Below are 13,797 nucleotides of genomic sequence, written 5' to 3'. Positions count from 1 at the left end.
CCCGCGCATCGCTCTAGTCTGCCCCCAATCCCCCCATGCGACGGACATCCCCATGATCACCCTCAAGCGTCTTTCCACCGCCGCCCTGTTGCTGGCGAGCGCGGCCTGCACCCAGGTTCCCGTCGAAGTTGCCTCCGCGCCTGTCGCCCCTGCAGAAAGAGCCGCTGTGGAAGCCGAACCGGACTACGACCTGGCCGTGCAGAAGGACAAGCTGGCGACGATCCCGATGCAGGTCGACACCACCTTTCTGAGCAGCGAGGAGCGCGATGTCGTCAACCTGCTCATCAAGGCGTCAGACCTGATGAGCGAGATTTACCTGCGCCAGCGCTATGAACAGAACCCGCAGGTCCAGCGTGCGGTTTCGATGAACCGCCGGGCCGACCGCGACCTGCTGGTCGAAATGTTCGCACGCAACTTCGGCCCGTGGGACGAACTGGCCGACTTGCACCCGTTCTGGGGCACTACGCCGATGCCCGAGGGCGCGGGCTTTTATCCCGAGAACATGACGCGGGCCGAACTGGAAGCCTATGTCGCCGCCCATCCCGACCAGAAGGCCGCGCTGCTTGGCGCCTATACGGTGGTGCGCCGCCAGGGCGACAAGCTGATCGCCGTGCCCTATTCGGTCGAGTACCGGCAGTGGCTGGAACCAGCTTCCAGGCTGCTGGAACAGGCCGCCGCACGGACGAGCAACCCCAGTCTGAAGAAGTTCCTTGCGCTGCGGGCCAAGGCCTTTCTCTCCGATGATTACTACGAGAGCGAGCTGGCCTGGATGGACCTGACGGACACGCCGATCGAAGTCGCGATGGGGCCTTACGAGGTCTACACCGACCGCCTCATGGGCGCGAAGACTTCTTTCGAGAGCTTCGTCACGCTCAAGGATCCGGAACAGTCGGCCGCGCTGGCGAAGTACAAGAAGTACCTCAAGGACATGGAGGCGAACCTCCCGATCGAGGACAAGTACAAGAATTTCCAGCGCGGCTTCGAAAGCCCGATCGCTGTGGCTGAACAGGTGCGCGGCGGCGGTGACAACGTGCCGGGTCCGCAGACCATCGCCTTCAACCTGCCCAACGACGAGCGCGTGCGCGAGGCCAAGGGTGCCAAGAAGGTGATCCTCTCCAACGTGCTGGGCGCCAAGTTCGACCGCACGCTCCAGCCCATGGCGGCACTGGTGCTGAAGGACGATCAGGCCCGCCACGTCGCCAAGGACTACATGCAGTACGAGACGTTGTTCCACGAACTGTCGCACAGCCTTGGGCCGGGCTCGATCGTCGTGAACGGCGAGAAGACCACGGTCGACAAGGCGCTGAAGGAACAGAACTCGGCGCTGGAAGAAGCCAAGGCCGATGTCGCCGGGGTTTGGAACATCCTGCTGATGATGCAGAAGGGCGAACTGCCTGTCGCCGACCGCCCGCAGCTTTTCGCGACTTACTTCACCGGCATCTTCCGTGCAGTGCGTTTTGGTGCGGTCGAGGCGCATGGCAAGGGCGCGGCGCTGCAATATGCGTACCTGCGCGCGCACGGCGCCTTCACCTACGACACGGCGGCGAAACGCTACGTGGTGGACGATGCGAAGATGGAGGCGGGGCTGAAAGCGCTGCTCCACGACATGCTGATGCTGCAGGCGACCGGCGATTACGAAGGTACCAAGGCGTTCATGGCGAATTGGGCAAAGCTGGATGCGGAGGCCGACGCCGCGATCGCGGGGATGGCGGCGTTGCCGGTGGATATTCGCCCGGTCTATCCCGACACGATCTGAGGGGGACGCTTCGCGCGATGGGGCTTCGACTCGCTCAGCCTGAGCGGGGTTAATAAGGATGAGGCCCCATCGCGAACTGTGCCGTCAGGGCCGCATCACCACCCGCCCGAAAGGGTGCCCCTCGGCAACGAAGCGGTGCGCCTCTGCCGCTTCGGACAGGGCGAACTCCCGCTCGATCGGCATCACCAGCGTGCCGGCATGAACCCGCGCGAACAGGTCTGCCATCAGGTCATGCACGCGCGGGGTATGCATGTCACGGCCGAACGAAATGCCGGTCACCTGCATGGCCTTGCGGATCATCTCGAAGAACCGGAAGCTGGGCAACGTGCCCTCGGCCGCACCGATCACCGCATAGCGGCCATGACCGCGCAGGGCTTCCACCAGAGCATCCTTGCCCTTGCCGCCCGCCAGATCGAGTACGAGATCGACGCCCCTGCGGCTTGTTATCTCCTTGCAGCGCGCGGCGATGTCCTCGCGCTTGTAATCGATGCCGTGGGTCAACCCCAGCGGTGTAATACGTGAGAGCCGCTGAGGGCCTGACGCCGTGCCGATCACCGTGGCGCCGGCCTGCGCCGCCAGTTGCACTGCCGCCAATCCGACGCCGCCGGCCGCGCCCTGCACCAATACCGTCTCGCCTGCCGTCAGGCCGCCATAGGTGAACAGGGCGTCGTAAGCTGTCCCGAAAGCGATCGGCACCACGGCGGCGATATCGAGGTCCATGCCTTCGGGCACCGGATAGGCGTAAGATTCCGGTACGGCGAAAAGCTCGGCGTGGCTGCCGTTCCAGTTGAAGCCGACCACGCGGTCACCCGTCCTGAAGCGCGTGACCTCGGCACCTGCCGCGACGACCGTACCGGCGGCCTGATAGCCGGGCACATGCGGTACGCGCGCCGGGGGCGTGTGGATGCGGTTGAGCAAATCGCCGCCTTCGAGCGAGATCACCTCGACTCGGATCAGCACGGTTTTCGGACCGACCTCCGGATCGGGAAGGTCGCCGTGATGCAGTACCTCCGGGCCGCCGTTTTCGTTGTACCAGACTGCCTTCATCGGTCTCTCCCGTCTGTGCCGGCCACCCGTGGGCCAAGCTGTACGCACTCGTGCCAGTTACACCGGGGACGGCGCATCTGGTCAATCGGCCAGCTGGGGCAGGCATCGACGGGTTACTGGCGGGGTCAAGGCGTGAAACGCACGTAGGCTACTACGCGGGCGCCGAAGTGGCGGTCATACCAGGGCGAGAGCGGGTCGACTCGCCGCTGGCTGATGGAAGTATCCGAATAGCGCAGCCCCACCGCAAGATTGGAGGCGGTATGCTCGATGCCCAGTCGATGATCGGTGTAGTTGCCGCCGGGCCTCAGTCGCAGCGCCCTGGCGTCGTCGCTGGATGAGCCGCTGGTGCGCCCAATCCCGCCATAGACGGTCATCGGCGTGCCGGGGATGCTGATCGAGGCGGCGGCGTCCAGATAGAGGTTATGTCCCCCGATCGCGCCTTGCGAGGGCGCGAATGCGGCGCCGACAGCGAGCTGAACGGGGCCGATCGTATGGCTGACATCGCCGGTGACCTCGACATAACTGGTGCCCGCGCGCCCGACGAAGACATGCCCGCGCGCGCCGGCGGTGAAGTCCCAGCCTGCCTTGCTCACGGTATAGCGCGGGGCGATCGTCAGCCCGAGGTCGGCGCCGCCGTGGCGCGCACTGTCGCGCAAGGTCAGGCCTTCGACGTCGAGCGCGAGGTCGTAGGTGACGGGGATGGTGACCGAGGCGGACAGCGCGGGTTTGCCGTCGCTCCAGCTCAGGCCCCGTTCGCGGTGGTCGGTCTCGGCTTCGAGGGAGACACTGGCTGCCGTCTGGGCCTGTGCGCCAAAGGAGACAAGGCCGCCGCACAGGGCGACGACCAGGCAATGGAAACGATAATTCATGCTTGAGCGGGGTGCCTTCAGTTTGCGGCGAAGTGGTGGGCGGTTTCTATGGCGGCCAGTGCGCTTTGGTGGTCGTCAACGGCGGCGCGGGCAAGATGGGCGCCGATAGCCTGCGACTTGTCCTCTACCAGCTTGGCGAGTTGATCCTGACGGTTGCGGCAATCGCCTGGCAGGTAGCGGGTGAAGCTCTCCTTGCCAGGCAGCATGGCCTTGAGTTCATGGCCTGCCTGCCCGCCGATCACCCGCTCGACCGAAACGTTGGCTGTCAGCACGCAGCGTTGGCTGCTCGGGCGCGTTGGCGGCGACATGCCGATCGTGCGCGTCCGGGTCTCGACATGGGCGCGGTAGTCGACCTGGTAGGTGCTGCCCCGGTGGTCGAGCTGGACCGAATGGGCATGAGGGGCGGCAGATGCGGTTGCTGCCGCGGCGAAAGCGGCGAAGGCGAACAGGCTCAAAGTCGTCTCCCTAACATGATTGCCTAAATAATGGGCATCGTTGCACAATCCTTGTGCAAGTTCGGGTTAAGCTGCGATTGCGTCTCTCTTGTTGCCTGACTGTTACGATCTCTGTTCGGTAGCGGGACAGTCTTACCGCTGCACGGTGATGGACGCGGTACCATCGGCCCAAACGGGGAGATAGAGCCCTTGGCCAGCGGCCTTGATACGCCCCGTCCGGGCGCGGGTGACTTCAGCGCGGATCAGCAGGTCGCCCTCGCGCTTGTCCTCGATCGCGCGGCCGATCTTGCCCAGCAGTTTGGCATAATCGTTCTCGAAGTTCTGGGCGAGCGCCGCGGCGATGGTGGCCGCCATGCCCGGCGTGTTCGCAAGGCGCAGGATAAGATCGCCGCCGCGCATGTCGGTGGTGCCGCTGACGGCGAACTCTTCGAAGCCGATCTTGCGTGAATTTTCGGTGTTGGTCGGCAGGCCGGTCATCCATACGGTGCCCTTGGTCGGACCGACCCGCTTTGCCACATCGCGCGCCGTGAATTCCACGCCCACGGCGATACGCCCGCCGCTGGTGCCGTAGATCGTCGCCTTGCGGAAATCGGCTTTGACCGGCCCGACGCCGGGCACCGAGAACGGCTGTGCCGCGCGCTTGTGCAACGCCTTCATCAGTACCGGCTCCAGTTCGCGGTAATCGGCGACGACGGGGATGAAGAAGGCCAGCTTGCCTGCCTCGGTCTCCAGTGGGCGCACCGGGGGCAGGGGAGAGGGCGCCGGATCGGCCGGCCGCTTGCCGACGAAAGTTTCGGTCACCGCCTTGACGCCGAGGCGCAGCAGGAGCTTGTTGCCGTCGAGTTCGTAACCGCCATACTGCAATTCGGTGGGGCTGACGCGCATCCAGACCGGCGGGTTGTCGCGGTTGAGGGCCAGCGTGGTGAAGGCCGAGTTCCAGGCGTCCTCGACTTGACGGCGAACCTCCAGCTTGCCGAGTTGGCCGGGCAAGTCACGTTCGAGGCGGGCGATCACCGGGGCAAGCTTGCGATCGGCCTGGGCGGTGAAGTCAATGCGCTGGCCCATGAACTCCATATGCGGGGCATTGGTCCAGTCGTAGCGGATATCGACCGTCCCGCGCGGGGTCCAGTCCTGCGCCAGCGTCAGGCGGATGACGGCATGGGCCATCGCGTCGGCAGTGGCGGTTTCACGCTTGAGCAGGCCGCCGATGTCCTCGGCGCGGACGACTGCGTGGAGCGGCATATCGAGCACGATTTCGCGCCCCTTGCCGGCAAAGCGCAAGGGGCCGCGCCGCACTTCGCCGACGATGCGGCATTTGAGCTTGGGTGTCTTGATGGTGGCGATGCCCAGGTCCACGCTTTTCGACCGCATGCAGGTCTGTTCGGGCTGGTCGATGGTCCAGAGCGTGCGGGGGATATCGTCTTCGAGCGCAGCGGCCAGATTGCCGAGATCGGCATGGACCGGCACGGTGATGAGCGAGGCTTGCGGGTCGACCTTGATCATGTCGTGGGCGCGGGGAGGGGGGCTTACGTCACTGGTCTCCTTGCAGGCGGAGAGGGCGAAAGTGGACGCCAGAAGCAGCAACGCCGCGCGGTGGAATGTCATGCCTGAAACGCCCCGTGAAACCATGTCGCGGAGAAATTCACGAATGGGGCAGGAGGTTCCACAGCCGGGACCAACGAAAAAGGCCGGCGCTTTCACGCCGGCCCTCTCGTCGATCTATTGCAGGCCGATCACATGTGGATCGGCTTGCCGGTCACCGCCATCGCCGCTTCCTTGATCGCCTCGGAGTGCGTCGGGTGTGCGTGGCAGGTGTAGGCGATGTCTTCGCTGGTAGCGCCGAATTCCATCGCCTGCGCGGCCTGTGCGATCATCGTGCCGGCCACCGAGGCAATGCACCATACGCCCAGAACGCGGTCGGTCTCGGCGTCCGCGATGACCTTCACGAAGCCGTCCGGCTCGTGATTGGTCTTGGCGCGCGAGTTGGCCATCATCGGGAACTTGCCGACCTTGATCGCGCCGCGCTCCTTGGCGGCTTCCTCGGTCAGGCCCACGCCCGCGAACTCGGGCTGGGTGTAGACGACGCCGGGGATGACGTCGTGGTTCACGATCCCGGTGAGACCAGCGATGTTCTCGGCCACGGCGATGCCCTCGTCCTCGGCCTTGTGGGCAAGCATCGGGCCGGGGATCACGTCGCCGATTGCCCAGACGCCGTCGACCTTGGTGCCGAAGTCGTGGTCGGTTTCGATCTGCGCGCGCTGGTTTAGCTCGATGCCGATCTTGTCGAGGCCGAGGCCTTCGGTGTTGGGACGGCGGCCGATCGAGACGAGGACGACGTCGGCTTCGATGACTTCCGCGTCACCGCCCTTGGCGGGCTCGACAGTGACCTTGGCGGTCTTGCCTTCCACGGTCACGCCAGTGACCTTGGTGCCCATCTTGAGCGTCATGCCCTGCTTCTTGAACAGCTTGCCGGCTTCCTTGCGGACTTCGCCGTCCATGCCGGGGAGCAGCTGGTCGAGGAATTCGACGACGGTCACTTCCGCGCCCAGACGGCGCCAGACCGAACCCAGTTCCAGGCCAATCACGCCGCCACCGATGACGACCATCTTCTTGGGCACGGAAGTCAGTTCAAGTGCGCCGGTGCTGTCCACCACGACGCCGCCGGCATTGTCGATCTCGACTCCGGGGAGCGGGGTGACGGATGAGCCGGTGGCGATGACGATGTTCTTGGCGGTGACGGTCTTGCCGGCCACTTCGACGCTGTGCGCGTCCTTGAAGCTGGCATAGCCCTTGAGCCAGTCGACCTTATTCTTCTTGAACAGGAACTCGATGCCGCCGGTCAGGCCCTTGATCGCGTCTACGCGCTGGCCCTGCATGGTGTCGAGATCCAGCTCGGGGGTCACCTTGATGCCCATCGCCGCCATCGCGCCGCCCTTGGCCGCTTCGAAGTATTCCGACGCGTGGAGCAAGGCCTTGGAGGGAATGCAGCCCACGTTGAGGCAGGTGCCGCCCAGCGTCTCGCGTCCTTCGGCGCAGGCGGTCTTCAGGCCCAGCTGGGCTGCGCGGATTGCCGCGACATAGCCGCCGGGGCCGGCACCGATGACAAGGACGTCGTAGTCGTAATCAGCCATGTTCAGGCCTCCGTACGCTCATGCCTCGCAGTGTTCAGGCACGAGTGGAAAATAGTAATTTCAGCGCAAGTGAAAACCCCGCCCGACCGGTCTTCTGGGCGGGCGGGGTCTTGTATTCTCAGAGGTCGATCAGGAGCCTGGTGGGATCCTCGATCGCTTCCTTGATGGTCTTGAGCGCGGTGACCGCTTCGCGGCCGTCGATCAGGCGGTGGTCGTAAGACAGCGCGATGTACATCATCGGGCGGATCACGATTTCGCCATTACGCACCACGGCACGGTCTTCGATGCGGTGAAGGCCCAGCACCGCCGACTGCGGCGGGTTGATGATCGGGGTCGACATCAGACCGCCGAACACGCCGCCGTTGGAGATCGTGAAGGTGCCGCCCTTCATGTCTTCCATGGTCAGCTTGCCTTCCTTGGCCTTCTTGCCGAAGCCCGCGATGGCCTTCTCGATGCCCGCGAAGCCCAGCTTGTCGCAGTCCTTGACGACGGGGACCATCAGGCCGCTCGGGGCCGATACGGCGATCGAGATGTCGACGTAGTCGTGGTAGACGATCTCGTCGCCGTCGATCTGGGCGTTGACGGCCGGAATGTCCTTCAGGGCCAGGACCGAAGCCTTGGCGAAGAATGACATGAAGCCCAGCTTGATGCCGTGCTTCTTGAGGAACACGTCCTTGTACTTGTCACGCGCTTCGATGACGGCCGACATGTCGACGTCGTTGAAGGTGGTGAGCAGGGCTGCGGTGTCCTGCGCGGACTTCAGGCGCTTGGCGATCGTCTGGCGCAGGCGCGTCATCTTCACGCGCTCTTCACCGCGCACCGAGGCGGGGACCGAAGCGGACGCAGCAGCAGCCGGAGCAGCCGATGCGGGCTTGTTCTTGGCGGCTTCCAGGACGTCGTCCTTGGTGATGCGGCCGTCCTTGCCGGTGCCCTTGATCGACGCGGGGTCGATGCCGTGCTCCAGGATCGCGCGGCGCACGGCCGGCGACAGGACCGAAGCGCCGGCAGCGGCTTCCTCGGTTGCCGGAGCAGCGGCGGCAGATGCCGGAGCCGAAGCAGCCGGAGCTGCGGCGGGCGCGGCAGCAGGCTTGGCGGCTGCGGGCGCGCCCGAGCCTGCTTCGATGGTGGTGATCAGCGCACCGACGACGACATTGTCGCCTTCGGCTGCGATGTGCTGGCCCATGACACCGGCATGCGGCGCCATGACGTCGATCGCGACCTTGTCGGTCTCGAGGCTGGCAATGGGCTCATCGGCAGCAACGGCTTCGCCGGGCTGCTTGAGCCACTGGCCGATGGTGGCTTCGGCGACGGACTCGCCGAGCGTGGGGACCTTGACTTCAGTGGACATGGTTTATCTCAAGCCTTCTGCTTGCGACGGAGTTCGGAACGAACGGAAAGATGCAGTGCATCGGCAACCAGCGCCGCCTGTTCGGCGGTGTGGCGCTTGGCGAGGCCAGTGGCGGGCGACGCCGAAGCGGAACGACCGGCATAGCGCGGACGAGGGGCGGAAACCCCTGCTTCGATGGCCGCTGCTTCGACCAGCGATTCCACGAAGAACCAGGAACCGTTGTTCTTGGGCTCTTCCTGGCACCATACGATTTCCTCGAGGTTCGGCATCTTCGACAGACGCTTGGCCAGCGGCTCACCCGGGAAGGGGTAGAGCTGCTCGAGGCGGATGATCTGGGTATCGGTGATCTCGGCCGCGCCCCGCGCCTCGAGGAGGTCGTAGAAGACCTTGCCCGAGCACAGGATGACCTTCTTCGTGTCCGCGTCCGCCGAACCGCTCGGGTCCGACAGAATGCGCTTGAAGTCGCCTTCGATGAAGTCCTTGGCGCTCGACTTTGCCAGCGGATGGCGCAGCAGCGACTTGGGGGTCATGATGACGAGCGGCTTGCGGAACGAACGGCGCATCTGACGGCGCAGGACGTGGAAGTAGTTCGCCGGGCTGGTGATGTTGCAGACCTGGATGTTGTCCTGTGCGCAGAGCTGCAGGTAGCGTTCCAGACGGGCCGAGGAGTGCTCAGGACCCTGGCCTTCATAGCCGTGCGGCAGCAGCAGCACCAGTCCGTTCGCGCGCAGCCACTTGGATTCGGCCGAGGCGATGTACTGGTCGATGATGATCTGCGCGCCGTTGGCGAAGTCGCCGAACTGGCCTTCCCACAGGACCATGGTCTTGGGGTCGGCGCTGGCGTAGCCGTACTCGAAGCCGAGTACGCCATATTCCGAAAGCGTCGAGTCCAGCACCTCGAAGCGGCCGTGGGGCAGCGTCGTCAGGGGCGTGTACTTGTGCTCGTCCGTCTGGTCGGTCCAGACGGCGTGGCGCTGGCTGAAGGTGCCGCGTCCGCAGTCCTGACCGGAGAGGCGCACACCGTACCCCTCGGAAACGAGACTGCCGAAGGCGAGCGCCTCCGCCGTTGCCCAGTCGAAGCCTTCGCCCGACTTGAACATCTCTTCCTTGGCGGCAAGCACGCGGGACAGCGTCTTGTGGACGGTGAGGTCCGCAGGAACGGTGGTGAGCACGCGGCCCAGGCTTTCGAACAGCTTGGGTTCGACCTTGGTGTCGACGTTGCGGCGCGCGGTCTCGGGATCGGCGGGCTTGTGGAAGCCGCTCCACTGACCGGCGAACCAGTCGGCCTGGTTGGCCTTGTAGGTCTTGGCTGCCTCGAACTGCTCTTCCAGATGCGCGGTGAACGCATCTTCGGTCTGACCCAGGAATGCGTCATCGATCACGCCTTCGGCCTTCAGCTTGTCGCTGTAGATCTTGCTGACCGGCGGGTGCTGGCGGATCTTGGCGTACATCAGGGGCTGCGTGAAGCCGGGCTCGTCGCCCTCGTTGTGGCCGAAGCGGCGGTAGCACCACATGTCGATCACGATGTCGCGCTTGAAGGTCTGGCGGTAGTCGATCGCCAGCTTGCAGGCGAAGGTAACCGCTGCCGGATCATCGCCGTTGACGTGCAGGATCGGAGCCTGGACGCCCTTGGCGACGTCAGAGGGATAGGGCGAGTTGCGCGCGAACTGCGGGCTCGTCGTGAAGCCGATCTGGTTGTTGATGATGAAGTGGAGGCAGCCGCCGGTGTTGTAGCCCTTCACGCCGGAAAGGCCGAAGCACTCCCAGATGATGCCCTGGCCAGCGAAGGCCGCGTCGCCGTGGATCAGGACGGGCAGGACCTGGTTGTGACGGGCGTCCGGACCGATGTCGTCGCCGATGTCGTCGGCGATGACCTGGTAGGCACGGACCTTGCCGAGCACGACCGGGTCCACCGTTTCGAGGTGCGAGGGGTTGGGCATCAGGCTCATGTGAACCTTGATGCCGTCGAATTCACGGTCGGCCGAAGTGCCGAGGTGGTATTTCACGTCGCCCGAACCGCCCACGTCCTCAGGGTTGGCAGTGCCGCCCGAGAATTCGTGGAAGATGACCTTGTAGGGCTTGGCGAGGACGTTCGCGAGGACGTTCAGGCGGCCGCGGTGGGCCATGCCGTAGACGATTTCCTTCACGCCGAGCTGGCCACCGTACTTGATGACGGCTTCGAGCGCGGGGATCATCGATTCGCCGCCGTCCAGGCCGAAGCGCTTGGTGCCGACGTACTTCTTGCCGAGGAACTTCTCGTACTGCTCGCCGCGCACGACCGCCGAGAGAATCGCCTTCTTGCCTTCCGGCGTGAATTCGATTTCCTTGTTGGCGCCTTCCATGCGCTCCTGAAGGAAACGGCGCTCCTCCGTGTCGGAGATGTGCATGTATTCGAGGCCGACCTTGCCGCAGTAGTTGGCGCGCAGGATCTGGACGATCTCGCGCACGCTGGCCCACTGCAGGCCGAGGGCGCCGCCGACGTAGACCTTGCGGTCCTGCGCCGCGCCCACGAAGCCGTGGTACTCGGGGGTAAGGTCGGCAGGCAGCTTGCGCTGGTTGAGGCCGAGCGGGTCGAGGTCCGCTGCGAGGTGACCGCGCACGCGATACGTGCGGATCAGCATCATCGCGCGGATGGCATCGGCCGCCGCTTCGTCTATACTGGCCTGGTCGACCTTGGCGCCGCCCTTGGCTGCTGCCTTGGTGATCTCGACCTTGAGAACCGTGGGATCGAGGCCCTGGGTCCAGTCATCTTCGGCGTCGCCGCCGACGAGGGGCCAGTTGCCGCGCTGCCAGCTCGGGCCGGCCTGGGGCTCTTCCAGCGCCATGTCCGGGGTGAATTCGAAACTCTCGTCGCCCATAGGAATCACCTATCGCCACGCCGGACACAGGTGTCCCGGCGTTGTCTGTGTGTTCGCGGCGCTCACGGTCCTGGGGAGGAGGGCCGAAATGCCGCTCGGTAGTGGCGCGAGGGACCGAAATGCCCCGGCGCGTCATGGTAATCACTCGTGCGGCGCTGCGGTTCCGAAGAATTCCGCGCCGCACGAGTGGTATCAGGTCAGGCGAGTTCCTTGAGGACTTCCACAAGGGTTTCGCCGAGCAGCGAGGGAGAGGACGACACCTTGATGCCTGCCTCTTCCATGGCTGCGATCTTGTCTTCAGCGCCGCCCTGGCCGCCCGAGACGATAGCGCCGGCGTGGCCCATGCGGCGGCCCGGAGGCGCCGTACGACCCGCGATGAAGCCCGCCATGGGCTTCTTGCGACCGCGCTTGGCTTCGTCCTTGAGGAACTGCGCCGCTTCTTCTTCGGCGCTGCCGCCGATTTCGCCGATCATGATGATCGACTGGGTAGCTTCGTCGGCCAGGAAAAGCTCCAGGACGTCGATGAAGTTGGTGCCGTTGACCGGGTCGCCGCCGATGCCGACTGCGGTGGTCTGGCCCAGGCCTGCATTGGTGGTCTGGAAGACCGCCTCATAGGTGAGCGTGCCTGAACGCGAGACAACGCCGACCGAACCCTTGGAGAAGATCGAACCGGGCATGATGCCGATCTTGCACTCGCCGGGGGTCAGAACGCCGGGGCAGTTCGGGCCGATGAGGCGCGACTTCGAACCCGAAAGGGCGCGCTTGACGCGAACCATGTCGAGAACGGGGATGCCTTCGGTGATGCAGACGATCAGTTCCATCTCGGCGTCGATCGCCTCGAGGATCGAGTCGGCTGCGAACGGCGGCGGAACGTAGATGCACGATGCGGTCGCACCGGTCGAAGCCTTGGCTTCGGCGACGGTGTTGAAGTTGGGCAGACCGATGTGAGTCGTGCCGCCCTTGCCGGGGGTGACGCCGCCGACCATCTGCGTGCCGTAGGCCAGCGCCTGCTCGGTGTGGAAGGTGCCGGTCGCGCCGGTCATGCCCTGCGTGATGACCTTGGTATTCTTGTCAATAAGGATCGACATCGGTTTTCCCTGTTCCTGATCGTGGAAGGCTGCCGGCAGAACCGGCGACCCTTCCAAGAAACTATTCAACCCGCGCGATACTGGCCACTGTGACAGGGCCGAACCGCGCGGGCCGGTGTGATCTTAGGCGAGGCTGCCGTCGATGGCCTTGCAGGCCACCAGCAGTTCCTTGACCGCGTCGACCGAGACCTGGAAGTTGCCCTTGGCTTCTTCGTCCAGTTCGATCTCGATGACCTTCTCGATGCCGTCGGCACCGATCATTGCCGGTACGCCGACATAGAGGCCGTCAACGCCGTACTGACCGTCGACATAGGCGGCGACGGGCAGGATGCGCTTCTGGTCGTTCAGGTAGGCTTCGGCCATCGAGATTGCCGAAGCTGCCGGAGCGTAGAAAGCCGAGCCGGTCTTGAGCAGGCCGACGATCTCGCCGCCGCCCGAACGGGTGCGCTGGACGATCGCGTCGATCTTCTCCTGGGTGGTGAGACCCATCTTGATGAGATCCGGAACGGGGATACCGTTGACGGTCGAGTACTGTACGACAGGCACCATGGTGTCGCCGTGGCCGCCGAGCACGAAGGTGTTCACGTCGCGGATCGAAACGCCGAATTCCCAAGCGAGGAAGGTCGAGAAACGTGCCGAGTCGAGAACGCCGGCCATGCCGACGACCTTGTTCGCGGGCAGGCCCGAGAATTCGCGGAGCGCCCAGACCATCGCGTCGAGCGGGTTGGTGATGCAGATCACGAACGCGTCGGGTGCGTACTGCTTCAGGCCTTCGCCCACGGCCTTCATGACCTTGAGGTTGATCTGCAGCAGATCGTCGCGGCTCATGCCGGCCTTGCGGGGCACGCCTGCGGTGACGATGACGACGTCCGCGCCGGCAATGTCGGCGTAGTCGTTGGTACCGGTGATGGAGGCGTCAAAGCCTTCGACCGGGCCGCACTGCGACAGGTCGAGCGCCTTGCCCTGGGGAATGCCCTCGGCAATATCAAACAGGACGATGTCGCCCAGTTCCTTCTGCGCGGCGAGGTGGGCGAGCGTGCCGCCAATGTTGCCTGCGCCGATAAGGGCAATCTTCTTACGAGCCATGATCCGTGCGTGTCCTTCCCAATGGCGGGATTTTGACGGACTTCAAAAGCGGCCTGCATTCAATCCCGCAGAAGGCAGGCGCCGGGTTTGCAAGCCGCGCACTACGCCCCTGTGTAGCACATTGCAACCGCCAAACGGCCTTCCTCAGTGGATCGTCGC

At 64.8% G+C, this 13,797-nt stretch carries 10 protein-coding genes; 1 reads left to right on the top strand and 9 read right to left on the bottom strand.

The genetic code is table 11. The features are described from left to right. The first annotated feature begins 52 nt into the window (after positions 1-52). The gene (locus GVL61_RS17115; RefSeq protein WP_159981866.1) at positions 53-1,756 is read left to right on the top strand and encodes a hypothetical protein; all 1,704 of its coding nucleotides are present in this window, start codon (positions 53-55) and stop codon (positions 1,754-1,756) included. Between the two features lie 84 nt (positions 1,757-1,840). Here the strand turns inward: GVL61_RS17115 and GVL61_RS17110 are convergent, their stop codons facing one another. The 9 genes from GVL61_RS17110 to mdh form a co-directional block, all read right to left on the bottom strand. Further along, a complete protein-coding gene (locus GVL61_RS17110; RefSeq protein ID WP_159981865.1) occupies positions 1,841-2,803 on the bottom strand; it encodes a zinc-binding alcohol dehydrogenase family protein in 963 nt (320 codons plus the stop codon). 125 nt (positions 2,804-2,928) lie between these two features. Beyond that, on the bottom strand, positions 2,929-3,672 hold the full coding sequence (locus GVL61_RS17105) for a TorF family putative porin (protein WP_159981864.1): 744 nt from the start codon (positions 3,670-3,672) through the stop codon (positions 2,929-2,931). 17 nt (positions 3,673-3,689) lie between these two features. Beyond that, positions 3,690-4,127: a hypothetical protein gene (locus GVL61_RS17100; protein ID WP_159981863.1), complete on the bottom strand. Its 438-nt coding sequence runs from the start codon at positions 4,125-4,127 to the stop codon at positions 3,690-3,692. Between the two features lie 132 nt (positions 4,128-4,259). Beyond that, positions 4,260-5,732, bottom strand: coding sequence for a DUF4403 family protein (locus GVL61_RS17095; protein ID WP_159981862.1), 1,473 nt, complete (start codon positions 5,730-5,732; stop codon positions 4,260-4,262). A gap of 128 nt (positions 5,733-5,860) precedes the next feature. Next, positions 5,861-7,258: a dihydrolipoyl dehydrogenase gene (gene lpdA, locus GVL61_RS17090; RefSeq protein ID WP_159981861.1), complete on the bottom strand. Its 1,398-nt coding sequence runs from the start codon at positions 7,256-7,258 to the stop codon at positions 5,861-5,863. Positions 7,259-7,376: 118 nt separating this feature from the next. Next, positions 7,377-8,606, bottom strand: a complete 1,230-nt coding sequence (gene odhB, locus GVL61_RS17085; protein ID WP_159981860.1) for a 2-oxoglutarate dehydrogenase complex dihydrolipoyllysine-residue succinyltransferase — start codon at positions 8,604-8,606, stop codon at positions 7,377-7,379. A gap of 8 nt (positions 8,607-8,614) precedes the next feature. Then, entirely contained in the window at positions 8,615-11,464 is a 2,850-nt protein-coding gene (locus GVL61_RS17080; RefSeq protein ID WP_159981859.1) for a 2-oxoglutarate dehydrogenase E1 component, read from the bottom strand. A gap of 197 nt (positions 11,465-11,661) precedes the next feature. After that, positions 11,662-12,552 carry a succinate--CoA ligase subunit alpha gene (gene sucD, locus GVL61_RS17075; protein ID WP_159981858.1) on the bottom strand — a complete coding sequence of 297 codons (891 nt, stop codon included), beginning with the start codon at positions 12,550-12,552 and terminating at the stop codon, positions 11,662-11,664. 123 nt (positions 12,553-12,675) lie between these two features. Then, positions 12,676-13,638 carry a malate dehydrogenase gene (mdh, locus tag GVL61_RS17070; RefSeq protein ID WP_043971045.1) on the bottom strand — a complete coding sequence of 321 codons (963 nt, stop codon included), beginning with the start codon at positions 13,636-13,638 and terminating at the stop codon, positions 12,676-12,678. Positions 13,639-13,797: the final 159 nt, after the last annotated feature.

The organism is Novosphingobium sp. 18050, from assembly GCF_902706195.1.
GTDB lineage: Bacteria > Pseudomonadota > Alphaproteobacteria > Sphingomonadales > Sphingomonadaceae > Novosphingobium.
Note: the sequence above shows the minus strand (reverse complement) of the source record. Positions and strands in the feature narration are given on the sequence as shown.

Excerpts from the sequence above, each read along its gene's own strand:
- GVL61_RS17105 (WP_159981864.1), bottom strand. The coding sequence starts at position 3,672 with ATGAATTATCGTTTCCATTGCCTGGTCGTCGCCCTGTGCGGCGGCCTT.
- sucD (WP_159981858.1), bottom strand. The coding sequence starts at position 12,552 with ATGTCGATCCTTATTGACAAGAATACCAAGGTCATCACGCAGGGCATG.
- GVL61_RS17110 (WP_159981865.1), bottom strand. The coding sequence starts at position 2,803 with ATGAAGGCAGTCTGGTACAACGAAAACGGCGGCCCGGAGGTACTGCAT.
- odhB (WP_159981860.1), bottom strand. The coding sequence starts at position 8,606 with ATGTCCACTGAAGTCAAGGTCCCCACGCTCGGCGAGTCCGTCGCCGAA.
- lpdA (WP_159981861.1), bottom strand. The coding sequence starts at position 7,258 with ATGGCTGATTACGACTACGACGTCCTTGTCATCGGTGCCGGCCCCGGC.
- mdh (WP_043971045.1), bottom strand. The coding sequence starts at position 13,638 with ATGGCTCGTAAGAAGATTGCCCTTATCGGCGCAGGCAACATTGGCGGC.
- GVL61_RS17115 (WP_159981866.1), top strand. The coding sequence starts at position 53 with ATGATCACCCTCAAGCGTCTTTCCACCGCCGCCCTGTTGCTGGCGAGC.
- GVL61_RS17080 (WP_159981859.1), bottom strand. The coding sequence starts at position 11,464 with ATGGGCGACGAGAGTTTCGAATTCACCCCGGACATGGCGCTGGAAGAG.
- GVL61_RS17095 (WP_159981862.1), bottom strand. The coding sequence starts at position 5,732 with ATGACATTCCACCGCGCGGCGTTGCTGCTTCTGGCGTCCACTTTCGCC.